The organism is Flavobacterium sp. HNIBRBA15423, assembly GCF_052655965.1.
Genome location: NZ_CP199751.1, coordinates 3,110,243 through 3,126,239, shown reverse-complemented (window position 1 = coordinate 3,126,239; position 15,997 = coordinate 3,110,243). Strand labels below are relative to the sequence as shown.

14 protein-coding genes and 1 pseudogene are annotated in these 15,997 nt (G+C 30.4%); 6 read left to right on the top strand and 9 right to left on the bottom strand.

Annotated features, from left to right (window positions below; all coding sequences use genetic code 11):
* Positions 1 to 264: 264 nt before the first annotated feature.
* From ACULEV_RS14125 to ACULEV_RS14095, 7 genes are all read right to left on the bottom strand, one after another.
* The gene (locus ACULEV_RS14125) at positions 265 to 1,233 is read right to left on the bottom strand and encodes an IS110 family transposase (RefSeq protein WP_445455689.1); all 969 of its coding nucleotides are present in this window, start codon (positions 1,231 to 1,233) and stop codon (positions 265 to 267) included.
* A gap of 741 nt (positions 1,234 to 1,974) precedes the next feature.
* Positions 1,975 to 4,656 (bottom strand): carboxypeptidase-like regulatory domain-containing protein, encoded by a 2,682-nt coding sequence (locus ACULEV_RS14120; RefSeq protein ID WP_445455688.1) that lies wholly within the window; start codon positions 4,654 to 4,656, stop codon positions 1,975 to 1,977.
* A complete protein-coding gene (locus ACULEV_RS14115) occupies positions 4,647 to 4,832 on the bottom strand; it encodes a hypothetical protein (protein WP_445455687.1) in 186 nt (61 codons plus the stop codon). The genes ACULEV_RS14120 and ACULEV_RS14115 overlap by 10 nt, the downstream gene beginning before the upstream one ends.
* A gap of 39 nt (positions 4,833 to 4,871) precedes the next feature.
* Positions 4,872 to 5,600, bottom strand: coding sequence for a GLPGLI family protein (locus ACULEV_RS14110; protein ID WP_445455686.1), 729 nt, complete (start codon positions 5,598 to 5,600; stop codon positions 4,872 to 4,874).
* A gap of 13 nt (positions 5,601 to 5,613) precedes the next feature.
* The gene (locus tag ACULEV_RS14105; protein WP_445455685.1) at positions 5,614 to 6,363 is read right to left on the bottom strand and encodes a GLPGLI family protein; all 750 of its coding nucleotides are present in this window, start codon (positions 6,361 to 6,363) and stop codon (positions 5,614 to 5,616) included.
* An 11-nt stretch (positions 6,364 to 6,374) separates the two neighbouring features.
* Positions 6,375 to 7,124, bottom strand: coding sequence for a GLPGLI family protein (locus ACULEV_RS14100; protein ID WP_445455684.1), 750 nt, complete (start codon positions 7,122 to 7,124; stop codon positions 6,375 to 6,377).
* A 65-nt stretch (positions 7,125 to 7,189) separates the two neighbouring features.
* On the bottom strand, positions 7,190 to 7,471 hold the full coding sequence (locus ACULEV_RS14095) for a hypothetical protein (protein ID WP_445455683.1): 282 nt from the start codon (positions 7,469 to 7,471) through the stop codon (positions 7,190 to 7,192).
* Between the two features lie 547 nt (positions 7,472 to 8,018).
* On the opposite strand from ACULEV_RS14095, the gene ACULEV_RS14090 reads away from it, so the two are divergent.
* The 3 genes and pseudogenes from ACULEV_RS14090 (at position 8,019) to ACULEV_RS14080 (ending at position 10,399) form a co-directional block, all read left to right on the top strand.
* Entirely contained in the window at positions 8,019 to 9,578 is a 1,560-nt protein-coding gene (locus ACULEV_RS14090; RefSeq protein ID WP_117172585.1) for a type I restriction-modification system subunit M, read from the top strand.
* 116 nt (positions 9,579 to 9,694) lie between these two features.
* Positions 9,695 to 9,826, top strand: a pseudogene (locus ACULEV_RS14085) (restriction endonuclease subunit S); the annotation flags it as partial.
* A gap of 72 nt (positions 9,827 to 9,898) precedes the next feature.
* Positions 9,899 to 10,399 (top strand): restriction endonuclease subunit S, encoded by a 501-nt coding sequence (locus ACULEV_RS14080; RefSeq protein ID WP_445455682.1) that lies wholly within the window; start codon positions 9,899 to 9,901, stop codon positions 10,397 to 10,399.
* Here the strand turns inward: ACULEV_RS14080 and ACULEV_RS14075 are convergent.
* Positions 10,392 to 10,985, bottom strand: a complete 594-nt coding sequence (locus ACULEV_RS14075; protein ID WP_445455681.1) for a restriction endonuclease subunit S — start codon at positions 10,983 to 10,985, stop codon at positions 10,392 to 10,394. The two genes, ACULEV_RS14080 and ACULEV_RS14075, sit on opposite strands and share 8 nt — an antisense overlap.
* Here ACULEV_RS14075 and ACULEV_RS14070 point away from each other — a divergent pair.
* Positions 10,975 to 11,577, top strand: coding sequence for a restriction endonuclease subunit S (locus ACULEV_RS14070; RefSeq protein WP_445458551.1), 603 nt, complete (start codon positions 10,975 to 10,977; stop codon positions 11,575 to 11,577). The genes ACULEV_RS14075 and ACULEV_RS14070 overlap by 11 nt on opposite strands.
* Here ACULEV_RS14070 and ACULEV_RS14065 read toward each other — a convergent pair.
* On the bottom strand, positions 11,570 to 12,355 hold the full coding sequence (locus tag ACULEV_RS14065) for a restriction endonuclease subunit S (protein WP_445455680.1): 786 nt from the start codon (positions 12,353 to 12,355) through the stop codon (positions 11,570 to 11,572). The genes ACULEV_RS14070 and ACULEV_RS14065 overlap by 8 nt on opposite strands.
* Before the next feature lie 75 nt (positions 12,356 to 12,430).
* Here ACULEV_RS14065 and ACULEV_RS14060 point away from each other — a divergent pair, with 75 nt between their 5' ends.
* Complete coding sequence (locus ACULEV_RS14060; protein WP_445455679.1) at positions 12,431 to 12,967, top strand: tyrosine-type recombinase/integrase; 537 nt, start codon at positions 12,431 to 12,433, stop codon at positions 12,965 to 12,967.
* Between the two features lie 100 nt (positions 12,968 to 13,067).
* On the top strand, positions 13,068 to 15,941 hold the full coding sequence (locus ACULEV_RS14055; protein WP_445455678.1) for a type I restriction endonuclease subunit R: 2,874 nt from the start codon (positions 13,068 to 13,070) through the stop codon (positions 15,939 to 15,941).
* The last annotated feature ends 56 nt before the right edge of the window (positions 15,942 to 15,997 follow it).

Genomic DNA, 15,997 nt, shown 5'->3' with positions numbered 1-15,997 from the left:
CTTTCGATAAATAGCCAATGTGACTGGAAAGCTTGCCTATATAAGGCAGAATTTCTAAACTACTAGGGTTTATATGATGTGTAAATATGGTGGCTTAGAAAGCCACTGAAAGGGTATTGAAAAATATCATTGTTGAGTATTGCCAGGCGATTTTTTCAATATGCTTTACCAGAACATCCGGGCAAAGCTCTTTTATGAGCGATAGGGTTGCATGGGAGAAATAAATGTACTTTGGGATGAACTGTGTTTATTTCCAAATTTATTTTAGTTAATTTTCACTGAATAATATTCTTTTTTTGTTGCAATCGCAAAAGCTTGTTTCAATAGTTTGTTCACAACTGCTATTAAGGCAAGTTTTTTTGATTTTCCTTTTTCTACTAATCTATCGTATAATTCTTTACAACTTTTATTGCATCTTTTTGCTGACCAAGCACATACATAAAGCATTGCTCTTATTTTACTCATTCCCATTTTACAAATTTTCGATCTACCCTTAACACTTGTTCCTGATTCAAATATTCTTGGAGATATTCCAACATAAGAAGCAAGTTGTTTATGACTATTGAACTTGCTAAATCCTCCTGATATTACAATTAAAAACAAAGATGTTTTAGCTCCAATTCCTGGTATGCTTTTTAGTTGATTAAACATTTCTTGATGATGTATTTTAATTATTAACTCCATTCTTTTTTCAATTTGCTTAATCTCTTGCTCTATTGTTTCTAAAACAGAATTAATACTTTTTTCAAGTATTTCACTTTTAATAGGATTTTGATTAAAAGCTTCTCTTTGAACTATAAATCCTGTTCTGTTTTTATTCAATTGCTCCAAATAAGCCTGCATTTGCTTAAGTTCTAACACATAATCTGCTTCTGGTTGCCACAAACTAGGATTTTCAGTTTTTCCATATTCTGCAATAAGCATAGCATCTTTTTTGTTTGTCTTTGCTCTACTCATTCGCATTTGAGAAAATCGCCTAATTATTAATGGATTTATAACACAAACATCAATCCCGTTCTCTGATAAAAAAGTGGCTAACTTTAGATAATATGGACCACTAGCTTCCATTACACAAATAGATTCTGATTCTTTTAAAAGATTTAAAAACAAAATAAAACCTTCATGCTTATTGGCAAATTTAAAATACTTATACTTGCTTTCAGAATTACAAATAGCCACATCAAAAGTTAATTTTGAGATGTCAATTCCAACATAATTGTTACTTTTTTTCATACATTTGTTTTAAGGAAATTAAAGTAAACGGAAGAAATCTGCTTGAGACTTATCAATCCTAAATACGGTCTTAATGACCAATGAACTGTCCAAGTTCAAAAGCAGAGAGAGAAAGGAACTAGCATCCCGAACAGTCTTAATTGACCAATGACAAAATTTAGCTTTTATCTTTCTCTTTCTTCTGTTGAAATAAATTTATAAAATTTTCAAAGAACTTCCTTTTGCAAACATAGGATGAAAAAAGTGGGGAATAAAAACAAGATAATAATACTTATTATGCCTATTATGCATAAAGATTTGAAATGAAGAGTTCATCATTATTAGCATTTCAAGACCAATACATTTTCTATAAAGCCACAAGGAATACATGCCTCAACCACTTAAAAAGCAAACGTCATCTGCTTACGGAACGGTATGGGCAGCAAAATATAGAAACCTATGAGACGGAAGAATTCTTTATGTCTGAGGCAGTAGTTGTGGAAACGACTGTTATCATAGAAAATGCCATCAAGGCACTACCGAACAAAGCGGCACAGGAGACTTAGCATTAAGGACTACACCAATGATGAGGTCGCCAAGAAACTATCCATCTTTGTCAATATGGTCAAGGATTATAAAAAAATGGCATACCGTAAATTAAGAAAACTTCTGGGCTTTTTAAGGCTAGTTCTATTATAATCATCATCTAAAACTCTTCAATGTGTGGTTGGTTTAGATTTTAATCTTTGCAGAAAAAAGTTTTTATAATTTATAGCTTATAGACAACATTACTATTCTGGGTAAAGTGAACGTTTTTGAGTTAGAAATTAAGAAATCGGAAAAAGAATTATTGATTATGGTTCCGTTGTTTAAATAATTTTGAGCAGATAGTTCAAATCGGAAAGGATTATCTTTCTTTTGATAGCTTAAAAAGACATTGCCTATGCGATAGATTGCTTTTTGGTTCTGGCTATTTTCATTGAAAATAATTTCGTAATCCGTTTTAAAGGTAAATGATTTTAAGAACTCAATATCCAGACTAAAGGAGAAAATATCATTGGTTAATTTTGATGAAGTCAATCCGCTAAACTGACTAAAACTTTTATTATAACCGACACTTGCACTTGGCCATTTTTTTGTAGCTGTACTTACTTTTACTCCAATCGATTGATTGTTTCTATTGTTTGTGGTCGTTTGATTGTTTAAGGTTTGGATATAATTAAACCAACTCAGATTCGAATTCAACTGCAACCTAAATCGGTATATTTTTTTACTTATGTTCCCAAAAACTCTCCAATTCGTTTCTGGATTATCTGTAATCAAGGGTGTTGTAAATTGGTTAATTCCGTTTAACTCTATTACATTTCTTATCGTTCTTAGTTTTTTATTGAAATTCAAATTGGCAAACAACATTAAACCACGATACATGCTCGTTTTATTATATCTTAGTGAAGCACTATGAAAACGCTCATTTTGTAACAAAGCATTTCCTTTAAAAACTGAATTATAGTTTTGTAACGTAAAGCGTTCTAACAGTTGAGTGGCTTCTGGGAAATCATTAGATAATTTGTAGGAGAATTTTAAGGCTTCTGATTGATTGAATTCGTATTCACTGTTCCATTGTGGTTCAAAATAGGTTCGATTTAGGGTGTAATCGTCTGTAATTTGTTTGGTTTTCAAATGATAGAAATGTGTGTAAATTCCAGGTTTGTTAATCCATTTTCCTATTTTGAATTTGTATTCAAAGCCTACGTAAAAATCGTTTAACAGATAGTTTAAATCATTTCCAAATCCATTTTCCGCAAAATCATTGATTGTGCCATCTGTTAAAAATTGTTGTTCGGTAATTTGTAAATTGGTCGTGCCAAAGTTATTTCCAACATTGGTATACAAATGATTGTAATTGTTTAAAATCCAATAATGTTTCAATAAGGCATCTACACTATTGTTTTTTACTTTTTTAATTTGCTGAATGTTGTAAAAATTATCGTTTTCCAACGGAATTAATCCCGCTAAAAATTCGGTATCAGTTAGCCAAGTATTTACTGGTTTGTTGTTTTCATAACTTTGATTGACAACGAAAGTGGTCGTATGATTCGTATTTTTGTATTGTTTGTGCCATTCGATAAATTGTTTTAGCTGACCATTATCGGCATTGTTTAGGGTTTCAAAAGTGCTTTGTTGTCCGTCTCGTATTGATGTTAAAAGGGAAGTAGCATCGTTTGTACTAAATTGGTATTGGGCATTATAAAACCATTTGGAACGATTACTTGGACTGTAATCTAACTTTAGATTCCCTATTCCCAAAAGAGTCTTATTTTCTTTGTGTGTGGTTCTCTCTTCAAAAGTAAAAGCGTTATTTTGAAGATACTCATTCTGGCTTTCCACCAGTGAAGCGCTAAATAATTTGGAGAAAATGCCAAATCCTTCAACATCTAGTTTTGGATTTATTTCTTGATGGATGTTAAACGCTCCAAATTGCGATTTATTGGTAATCACACTAGTATTATCACTAGTAAAATTATATAAATTTGTCAGTTGTTTTCGTCCACTTAAAAAACTGCTCACTCCTCCTTGAAACCGCATCATATCTTCAAAAGAAAAGGTGCGTTTGCCTATGTTGTTGATGTCTCCTATAAAATTCACATTGGTTTTTGGACTGTAGTAAAACAAAGCGGTGTGCAGCAAATGAAAACCATTATCATTGGCTACTTCTGCAGCTGCTTCTACATCACCAAAGACAAACTTCTTTTTTTCTTCTTTTAATTTGACATTCATTGCGAGTTCATCGCTATCTGAAACTTGTTTTAGAAACCCTACTTTATTAAAATGGTCAATGACTTCAATTTTATCTAAAGCATCGGCTGGAATATTCTCTACTGCTAATTTAGATCCACCACCAAAAAAAGATTTGCCTTCGACCATCATTTGTGTAACTTTTTTTCCTTGCACGGTTACCGAGCCGTCTTTGCCTACTTCTACGCCTGGCATTTTTTCGAGGACTTCTTTCATTTTGCGCTCGTTACCGTTTGCAAAAGCCTTTACATCATAAATAAGGGTATCTTTTTTTACGACTATAGGTTTGTACTCATAATCTATAACAATTTCTTTGAGCTGTTGTCCTGTTTCTAGTAGTATGAAATGGTGTTCTTTTAAAGTACTGTTTGCTTCTATAGTTAATACTGCTTCTTTATATCCTAAATAAGAGACTTTTATTTCGTAGGATACTTCCTTTTCTAATTCGAGTTTATACCTTCCTAAATAATCGGCAATGGCAAATTTTAATCCTTGGTTTTCCGCCAAAGGCTTCGCAATCACATTTGCGTTTGGCAATGGATTGTTTAAACTGTCTTTTACTGTTCCTGTTAGGGTTTGTGAGAAGGAGTAAATAAAAACAAAAAAAAATATGATAGAAAAATTAACCCCTTTTCTTTCTAAGAGCATAATTGTTGTTTTATATTAATTTTCTTTAAATGTTCTTCTTTAGCAACCTCTTTATTTTTAGGGAAATCTATTTTAATAGACTCAATTATCGCTTTATAATTTACCGTTATGGAAGTGTAATTTTGTGAAAAACAAAATTGTGATACTAAGAATAGTAATATTAATAACTTTTTCATTTTTTACTGGTCTAAAATAGTTCCATTGATATGATAAAATTAATTTCCTTGCATACTACTTTTTCTCATTTCATAATCTAATTTCTCAAATTCAGGTCTTGAAATTATTTTTGCATTTTCAGGTATAGAAGAAATTTTTTCATTTGAATTAAATTCTATTTTTTTTAATCCATACAGTACATTATGATATTGCAATTCTAGAATTAAACCAGGCAATCCTCCAAAACCTCTTGGGCCGTAGGAATAATTAATTTCTGGACAATACCAAGCTATAACCTTTTTTTCAAAATATTTTAAATTCCCTTGATCATCATATCTTCCATTTGTATAGCGATGCGTGTGTATTGCCTTATAGCAAGTGTAACTTCCAATTTTTTTAGTTTCATTTTTCAGTTCCCAAAGGTTCAATAAAGAATCAGTTACAATAAACTCCTTGTTTTCAGATACATAAAACTTGACTTTTTTAGTAGCATCAATATATAATGGACTAGGTGTTGTGAGAATTGTTATCAATACTAATTTATTATCAATAATAGCTTTATCATTAAGCTTAAAAACAGCTTGCTCAGCATTAAATAGAAGATAGGGCTCTTGTTGTTCCGCATTTCTATTTATTTTTTCAATAAAACTATTGTCTATGAATGGTGCAGCCTTTAATGTCTCATCTTCGGAAACTTTTACATTGTAAATCGCTTTTATATTCTTTTGAGAGAAACTACAAATAGTAGATAAAACAAATGCAACTATACTAAACAAGATTTTTTTCATTCTATTTACATGTTTAATTTTGGTTAGTATATTTTTTCGCTTCACTAAAAAACTCATCTGTTTTTTCTTGAATCATTTTATTATATTCTTCTTCTTTTAGAACAATTCCTTTTGTTGGCTTTTCAATTTTTGGAATATTTACTTTTGAAATTGTCTTTACACAAAAAACTACATAAGCGTCTCTTAATTCTAAAATCAAACCAGGTGTGCCGTTATAATTTTTTGGGCCAAAACTATTAGCTATTTCAGGACAATACCATGCTGTTATTTCTTTTTCTATTGTTTTTTCTCCACTTTTAAATTTTATAATTTTTGTAGCTTTATAGCAGAGAAAATTTTGTATTTTCTTTGTTTCATTAGTGTAATTCCATTTAGTTTCATTATTCAAAGTAATTAGAAATAAACTACCCATAAAATCTTTTTGAAGTAGTAGTTCATTACTTGGTTTGTTATAATAGTAAACTCCTCTTGAAGAGAGTGCGGCTGCAACTTTTAATTTATTAGCTTCTAAGCTATTTTTAATTCTATCAGCGAGTTCAAAAGTTGATGCGTTATTTTTAATCTTTAAATCATATTCAAGCTTATTTACATTAGAATAATGACCTGCTAGTGGATTATTTGGCTGATTTTGACCTTTGTTGTAAAAGGCAGAATCAATAACAACGCCATAAGTAACTACCATGTCATTATTCTGACAATGAATTGTTATTGCAAATAGATTTAATAATGAAAATAAATATTTTAAAAAGTTTTCAATTTTCAATTTAAGGTCTTCTAAAAATTTTTTGAATTCATTTTTTTAAGTGATTTATCAATAAAATCTGCTTCATTAGTAATCTTTAGCTCGGGAATAGTAATTTTATCATCATTATTTTTTTTAAAAATTATTGAATCTAAAACAAAAGATACCTTCCCGTCAATTTGATATCCTTCGAAAACAATTCCTGGCAATCCATAAAAAATATCTGGACCAAAACTATAAGGAAACTCAGGACAAAACCACGCAATCATTTCTATAGTTTTTACCTCTTTTTTTAAAGCAGGCTTATCACCTGATTTATCTAAACCAACTACATATACATTCTTTTTTGCAATAGCTTTGTAACATGTGAAATTTTGAATTTTTTTTATTTCATTTGTTACATCCCACTTAGTGTCATTTATACTGTCTTTAACAAGAAACTTTCCGTCAAAGGATTCAACTTTCTTGAAAACGTAATAATTATTTTCCTCTTTTTTATAATAAAATGTTTCACCACCTCCCCATTTGATAGCTCCTTTATTAAAACCATCTGTATAATTTTTTTCTAATATACTAAACCGACTAACAGAATCTCCTATTATTAGTTCATATTCAGTTTCAGGAATTGAACTTATAACTTGTTTTAGATAGCTAGTTTTATTATTCCCATAATTATCAAAGAGAATTTTTTTATACTTAAACGTAGGATACTCATTATTCTCGTTTTGAGAAAAACAAATAAATGAAACAAAAAAAAGAATTTGAAAAAACACCTTATTCATATTATAAAATTTAAAAAGAAATTACCCCCCTGAACTAACAAAAGAGTAATTCCTATAATTTTGAATTAGTTTGACACCACCACCATATCACCAACGTTACCACCTAAATCTTTACAAAAGCCTAAATAAAAATCATATATATCCATCAATTCCCCCATGCTTGGACTACCATGATCATAAGCCATTAATTCATCCATCGAAGCATCTGAAGCCCACTGATAACAATCTGTTGCTTTAACAGCTTCAACTTCTTTTTCTTCTTTTGTTGTTTTCTCTACCGAATTATTTGCCATACCAGCAAACGAAAACGCTACAAGTGCTACTGCACTAAACATGAATTTTTTCATTTTGTTTGTTTTTAAAATTTTATAAAAATTGTTTCTAATACTTACAAACTTATCTACATAATGCCAAATATCAAATTTTTTTTAAATGTTTTTGTATGTTTAGTATAGTTTAACATTGACGGCATTTTTTACGTACTTTATGTTAAAAAACAAAAACATTATTTACATAATTCAATTACAAAAGGATTAGTTAATGTTATTGGTAACTTTTCAGAGATTAGTTATGTGTGTTTTATGAACAACTAACAAATTGATAATCAATAAAAATTAAAATAAATATGAAAAGATGAGCTATATAAATTACCCGCAAAAAGCTTAACACTATTTGGATGATTGTATAGAAAGAAAAATATAATTATATCATGATTAATATACACCTCAAGTTGCAACTGTATTAAGTTGACAGTATAGAAATTCAAACGAGAAAGAATTATATTACATTCTATTTGGTTTTTCGTTACAAACATAACCCATACGGTACAAAAGTTTATTATATTAGTGCCCTCTTAAGGATAATTAATCCCTAATCTAATAACGATTATTTCAAATGTCAGAAGAACAGAAAAAAATATTGGAGCAACAGCTTTGGAATATAGCGAATACTTTACGAGGAAAGATGAATGCGGATGAGTTCCGGGATTATATACTAGGTTTCATATTCTATAAATATTTGGCTGAAAAAATGGAAATTTTTGCTGACTTAATTTTAGAACAAGATAACATTCAGTTCAGGAATATTGAAGAAAACACAAAAATAGGTCAAGAATATATTGAAGCTATTAGAGACGAAGCTCTAGAAAATTTGGGCTACTTTTTAAAACCATCTGAACTTTTTAGTGAAATTGCAAAAAGAGGAAACAGCGGTAGTAATAATTTCATTCTAGAAGATTTACAAAAAATCCTGACCAATATTCAGTTGAGTACAATGGGAACTCAAAGTGAGGAAGATTTTGAAGATCTTTTTTCAGATATGGACTTAAATAGTAATAATTTAGGACGAACTGCAGAAGCAAGAAATGCAATAATAGTGAAAGTTCTAGTACATCTTGATGAAATAGATTTTAAGTTGGAGAATTCTGAACTAGATGTATTAGGTGACGCTTATGAGTATCTTATTGGTCAGTTTGCAAGTGGAGCCGGTAAAAAGGCAGGAGAGTTCTATACACCTCAAGAAGTTTCCAAAATTCTTGCAAAAATTGTTACGACAGGGAAGAATAGATTAAAATCGGTATATGATCCAACCTGTGGCTCGGGATCGTTATTATTGCGTGTTGCACGTGAGGTAAAAGATGTCAATAATTTTTACGGACAAGAGATGAACCGTACCACATACAATCTTGCTCGAATGAATATGATCCTTCACGGAGTACATTATCTGAAATTCAATATTAAGCAAGAAGATACTTTAGAACACCCGCAGCATCTGAATGATATGCCTTTTGAGGCTATAGTAGCAAACCCTCCTTTTTCAGCCAATTGGAGTGCTAATCCTCTATTTTTGAATGATGACCGTTTCAGTCAATATGGAAAGTTGGCTCCAGCTAGTAAAGCAGATTTCGCTTTTGTGCAACATATGATTTATCATTTAGCGGAAAACGGTACCATGGCGATTGTATTGCCACACGGCGTATTGTTCCGTGGCGCAGCAGAATTACATATTCGTAAATACCTTATTGAACAAAAGAATTACTTAGATGCAGTAATTGGTTTGCCTGCCAACATTTTCTATGGAACCAGTATTCCGACATGTATTTTAGTGTTTAAAAAATGTAAGGAAGATCCAGACCATATTTTATTTATTGATGCCAGCAAAGAGTTTGAAAAGGTAAAGAACCAAAATATGTTGAGAGACAATCACATCACTAAGATTGTAGAAACCTATCGTAATAGAACGGTGATTGAAAAATACAGTCATTTAGCTTCTTTAAAAGAAGTTGCTGAAAACGATTATAATTTAAATATTCCTCGTTATGTAGATACTTTTGAACCAGAAGAAGAAATCGATATACATTCAGTAATGCAGGAAATCAAATCTTTGGAAGCCAAGCGTGCTGAGTTGGACAAGGAAATTGATGTATATTTCAAGGAATTAGGACTTGTTTTTTAAATTTTTTATATCCTTAATGTTTTTACTAACGAAAATTGAATTGTCAAGATGGCGAATAAAAAATTAAAAGTAGGTAACGTTCCTAATTTGAGATTTCCTGAGTTTCTGGAGGAAGTACAAGATTTAACGTGGGGCAGGAAACACTAAGTTCTATACAATTATATTTCCCGAATATTTCTGAACAACAAAAAATAGCATCATTTCTTTCTCTGGTAGACAAACGTATCCAAACCCAAAACAAAATAATTGAGGAACTGAAGTTATTAAAGAATACGATTCGCTATCGACTCTTTACACAAATACTAAATAAAAAAAATGAATTGGTTCAAATTAAGGAAATTTTAAACTACGAACAGCCAAACAAATATGTAGTTACAAATACAGATTATTCTTCTGATCCTTCCTTAACTCCAGTTTTAACTGCAAATAAAGCTTTTGTATTAGGATATACCGATGAACTTTTTGGAATTTACAATAAAGGGAAATGCATTATTTTTGATGATTTTACAATGGATATGAAGTTTGTAAATTTCCCATTTAAAGTAAAATCTTCTGCGATTAAAATGTTGACAGCTAAACCAAATGTAAATTTGGAATTTATATTTGAGTATTTATCCTTTCTGGATTTATCATCTAATGAACACAAACGACATTATATTTCTGAAATTGAGTCAATGGAAATAACATTGCCAGATTGTCACAACCAAAATCAAATTGTGAATATATTATCAAGTATTGAGGCGAAAATCAAAATAGAATCTAAAATCTACATATTACTGGTTAAGCAAAAACAGTACTTGTTGGCTGACTTATTTATATAAACAAATCGGCTAACAAGTATTTTTTCTGTACTTCTAATTTTCGTAAGAGATCAACTTCAATGTCAATTTTTGTGTCAATTGATAAAAGGCAATTAGCGATTTTAGCTTGTTCTTTGATACTTGGAACATTGATTTCAATTTTTTCGATTTCCGACTTACTGATTTCAGTGAACGTAGATCCGTTTGCTCGTTTTTCCAATTCATATTTATTAGCTTTCAACCAATTAAAAAGAAATATGTTGTTGCAGTTTTCATTTACAATTAAAGATTGAAATCCTTGATTGGTAGTGCATTCTTCAAGCGTAATTGATGCTTCTCCTATTGTAGCTCTTGTCGTTAGTAATATAGTTCCTTTCGGTAGAAGTTTTGCAGAGGAATTTTTTAATCCTAATTCAGAAATAGTTCTTTCACTTTTAGAAACAAAATTTGATTTTATTTCAGTTGGGGTGAACCACTGTATGCTCCCATTCCAATACTCAGCTTTATTAGTTTCTGGCGTACCTCCTCCAATTATTTCACATACATCTTTTAGTTTCTTAATCTGCCAGTCCTGAAAATCATTCCCCTTATCACCCCTGTACTTCAATTGGCGTGAGAACAGTTTCTTACTAAGCGTATTCACACAGGAAATAAAATCCTTAATTAAAGGACTTTGTCAGAAACTAATTCTGTCACAAGACTCAAATATAAAATTAAAAGATTGTGTTTCTTGTTATTCATCATCATTAACTGAATCAGATGTATTAAGTGAAAAAGGAACTTATCCTATATATGGAGCAACAGGTATTATTTCGTTTACAAAAAATTATCAAATTAAAGAAGATGCGGTCTTAATAATCAAAGATGGGTCTGGAGTTGGAAAGGTTCAGTATGGAACAGATAAATTTTCGGTTATAGGCACTCTAAATTATTTAACTGCAAAGTCAGAGATTAATCTAAGGTATATCTTCTTCTGTTTGAAATTTTTCAACTTTGAAAAATACAAAGTTGGTTCTGGAATTCCCCACATCTATTTCAAAGATTATGGAGAATCTTTTATTTATTGTCCTTCTCTAGAGTTGCAACATAAAATAGAAAAGTTATTATCATCTCTTGATCATAAATTAAATATTGAAAAAGTGCTATTGCAAAAATATGAGATTCAGAAAGCACACTTGTTACAAAACATATTTATATAAATAATTTCCGCAAAAGATATTGTTTTTGACATTGATATTTCCCTAACATATTTTTTTCCGTTTTTATCTTTGTATCAACTGAAGAAAGCAATTGAGCTATGGTAATTTGTTCTTCGAGGGTGGGAATATATATTTTGATCTGCTTAACAATTTCAGCAGATAGATTCCCTTGACCGCCTTGTAAATATTTCCCTGTAATATGTTCTTTTTTATGTGATAAATAAGAGTATATGAAATAATGATTTTGTTCTGATTTTATACAAAGAACCGCTTGGTTTATTGCTCCTTTAATCTTACTAATCCCTATTTCACCACTTGTTGCACCATACAAAGCATATAAAATGTCGCCTATTTCAACCATTTTTGCAGAAGAACTTTTTAAGCCTAATTCACTAATGAATTGTTCAGTTTTGCTACAATTTATTTCACCAGAACGAATAAACGGAATATTTCCATCAAAATACTCTTTTCTAGATGTAAGGGGTGTTCCACCTGAATAAAATGTTGCTATTTCATCTAGCTTCTTCACTTCCCATTTATCAGTAAATTCCTTGAATCTAATTTTCTGAGAAAATATCTTTTCACTTAGTCCTTTAATTAAGGTTTCTAATTCTTCAATTATTTTGTTTTGGGTTTGGATACGACCATAATGGATGTTTTTTACAGTACCATTTTCATAATTCAAATTATCCCTCGAAAAGGAATTAGTTACTTTAAAATTCACAACTTCTCCTAACTTATTTATTTCCCACTCACCTGAAAACTCAGGAAATCTCAAATTAGGAACCTTAGTGATAATAAAATCTTCAATTCTTTATTTCTTTCCTTTGGAGTTCACAAAAATTAAATAATAATGAATGATCAAAAACAAATTTCAGAGGTAATTGACCTATGGAAAACAAACAAAAAACAGTATGTGAAGAAATCAAGTTTTTCTGCTTATACACTTTTAATTGAAAATCATCTACTACCCATATTTGGTAATAAATATTCGATTGAGGAAAGAGAAGTGCAGGCTTTTGTATTCCAGAAATTGGAATCAGGTTTGAGCCAAAAAACAATAAAGGATATTCTAATTGTTCTGAAAATGATTCTCAAATATGGAGCTAAGCACAAATGGTTGAATTATAATCCATTTGACATTCAATTTCCAACAGAACGAGAGAAATATTATAAAAACCTAATGAAAGAGTTGAAAATGCCAGATCTAAAGTTTCATGGACTTAGACATAGTTTTGCTACCAGATGTATTGAAAGTAATTGCGATTACAAAACTGTTAGTGTCCTTTTAGGACATTCCAATATCAGCACAACCTTAAATCTCTATGTCCATCCCAATATGGAACAGAAGAAGAAGGCGATTGAGCAAATGTTTAAAGCTTTGAGATAAACTTTAGATTATGAATTAGGAGAAGTGAAAGAAAACCCTTTATTTTGTTAAATTTGTGCATATTTAAAGCCAACACAATAACTCCTAATTCATAATCATTTTGAGCAAGCAGTCAGAACAAATCTTAGAACAACAACTAATAGTCCAATTACAAAAATTGGGTTATAAATACATTACCATTACTGATGAAAAAGCTTTACTTGCAAATCTGAAAACGCAATTAGAAAAACACAATAATATACAATTTAGCGATAGTGAATTTGAAAAAGTATTAAATATACTGAATAAAGGTTCTGTTTTTGAAAAAGCCAAAATATTACGTGAAACGAAGCATCATATCTTAAGAGATAATGGAGACAATCTATATTTTGAATTTTTGAATGTGGAACATTGGTGTCAAAATGAGTATCAGGTTACTAATCAGATTACACAGGAAGGGAAATACGAAAATCGTTATGATGTTACCTTGCTAATTAATGGACTACCATTAGTCCAGATAGAACTAAAGCGTAGGGGGTTAGAAATGAAAGAAGCTTTCAATCAAATCAACCGCTATCAGAAGCATAGTTTTGGAGCAGGAAAAGGGTTGTTTCATTTTGTACAATTGTTTATTATTAGTAATGGCGTAAATACCAAGTATTTCAGCAACTTCGGTACACATAAACAGGAATATTTGCAAACCTTCCATTGGACAGACGAGAACAATAATCCTCTTAATAACATTCTGAATGGTTTTACAGATACTTTCTTAGAACCGTGTCATATCAGTAAAATGATATGTAAATATATTGTTTTTAATGAAACAGATAAGCGGTTAATGGTGCTTCGTCCCTATCAATATTATGCTGTGGAAAGTATTATAAAAAAAGTAACTGAAAACGAAATATTAAATGGCTATAATGTAGAGAAAAACGGATATATCTGGCATACCACAGGAAGTGGAAAAACTTTAACAAGTTTCAAAGCCAGCCAGATTCTATCAAAAATTGCAGCTATCAAAAAAGTAGTTTTTGTAGTAGATAGAAAGGATTTAGATTATCAAACCAATAAGGAATACGATAGCTTCAGTAAAGGATCAGTAAGTTCAGCAACAAATACAGATGACCTTATTAGAAAATTCAATGATTCGAATGTAAAAATTATTGTTACAACTATTCAGAAGCTGAATAATGCAATTTCTGGCCGTAATTTAGGTAAAATGAAAGCCCTTCAAAACGAAAGAATGGTATTTATTTTTGATGAATGTCACCGTTCACAATTTGGAGAAACACATCAAAACATCGTGGGGTATTTTCATAATATTCAATTGTTTGGTTTTACAGGGACACCTATTTTGGCAGAGAATGCAAATGGAGAAAAAACCACAGCCAGTTTATTCGGTAAATGCCTCCATAAATATGTAATTACAGATGCTATTAGAGATGAAAATGTTTTGAGATTCTCGATTGAATATATTCAAACTTTCAAGAGAAAAGATAATATCATTGACTTGAAAGTTGAAAAAATTAATGAAGCTGAGGTTTTTGAAGCTCCTGAACGTAAAGAAGCAATTGTAGATTACATCATTCAACACCACGATCAGAAAACGCAATCCAAAAAATTCTGTGCGATGATGTGCGTTCAAGATATTGATGCCATCATTGAGTACTATGAAATTTTTAAACGTAAAAAACTGAATGGTGAACATAATTTAAAAATAGCCACTATTTTCAGTTATGCTCAAAACGAGGAAGAGATAGAGGATCAATTGGCTAGTCAACTGAATTTGGCTGCCGAGCCACAAATAGAATATGTCTTCAAACCGCACCGTAGAGAATTGTTGGAAACGTATGTGCAAGATTTCAACGAACTTTTTGGAATGGCAGAAAATATTAAGGATAGTGAAGGCTTTTACAATTATTATAATGCTGTTGCCAGAAAATCTAAACATCCTAAACATGAAACAGATATTTTATTAATCGCTAATATGTTTTTAACGGGTTATGACAGTAAAAATCTGAATACATTGTATGTTGATAAAAACCTTCAATACCATGGACTTATTCAGGCTTTTAGCCGTACTAATCGCACTTTAGACAAAAACAAGACACAGGGTAATATTGTATGTTTTCGAAATCTGAAAGATAAAACAGATGAAGCAATTGCACTATTTAGTAATAAAGAGGCAATTGATGAAATTATCGTTGAACCTTATGAAGTCTATACCGAAAAATTCAATGAAGAAATCGAAAAATTACTAGAAATTGTTCCCCAGAGTAGTTCTGTAGATAATCTATATACTGAAGAAGATAAGTTAGAGTTTATTTTGATATTCAGAGCACTTATACGCTTACACAAAAAAATGAGCCATTACTCCGAGTTTACTTGGGATGATTTGCAAATTGAGGAACAGTTATTTGCTGATTACACAAGTAAGTATTTGGATTTGAAGGATAAACTTAGCAATAGCACGACAATAGAAAAAACATCTATCTTAAATGATATTGATTTTGAATTGGAGTTGATTAGACGTGATACAATCAACGTTACCTACATTATTCAATTATTGATTAAGTTTAAATTAAAACACAGTTCAAAAGATAAGGAAAGTATTGAAAAAGAGATTTCAAACTTATTAAATACCGAAGTGTCATTAAGAAGTAAAAGAGAACTAATTGAAAAATTTATTCAAGAAAGTCTACCTTACATTGACGATACCGATATAATTCCCGAGGTATTTGAAAAATTCTGGAATGAAGAACAAGAAAAAGCACTTCAAGATTTGGTAAAAACAGAAAACCTTTCTGATGAAAAAACTGAAAAATTGATAGAAAATTATCTTTTTACAGAAAGAGAACCCTTAAGAAAAGAAATTTTAGACCTTCGTATAGAAGGAAGACCTAGTGTTCTAAAATCTAAAGAAGTGGGCGACCGAATATTAAATAAAATTTTAGATTTTGTGGATACTTTTGTTAATGGTATAACTGGAATATAATACCGAATTAACCTAATGACTTATGATATTAAATTTATGACTATATAAAACGAGAC

Coding starts and splice junctions, on each gene's coding strand:
- ACULEV_RS14090 (WP_117172585.1), top strand. CDS start 8,019: ATGTCAGAAGAACAGAAAAAAATATTGGAGCAACAGCTTTGGAATATA.
- ACULEV_RS14100 (WP_445455684.1), bottom strand. CDS start 7,124: ATGAATAAGGTGTTTTTTCAAATTCTTTTTTTTGTTTCATTTATTTGT.
- ACULEV_RS14125 (WP_445455689.1), bottom strand. CDS start 1,233: ATGAAAAAAAGTAACAATTATGTTGGAATTGACATCTCAAAATTAACT.
- ACULEV_RS14060 (WP_445455679.1), top strand. CDS start 12,431: ATGAATGATCAAAAACAAATTTCAGAGGTAATTGACCTATGGAAAACA.
- ACULEV_RS14120 (WP_445455688.1), bottom strand. CDS start 4,656: ATGCTCTTAGAAAGAAAAGGGGTTAATTTTTCTATCATATTTTTTTTT.
- ACULEV_RS14115 (WP_445455687.1), bottom strand. CDS start 4,832: ATGAAAAAGTTATTAATATTACTATTCTTAGTATCACAATTTTGTTTT.
- ACULEV_RS14095 (WP_445455683.1), bottom strand. CDS start 7,471: ATGAAAAAATTCATGTTTAGTGCAGTAGCACTTGTAGCGTTTTCGTTT.
- ACULEV_RS14110 (WP_445455686.1), bottom strand. CDS start 5,600: ATGAAAAAAATCTTGTTTAGTATAGTTGCATTTGTTTTATCTACTATT.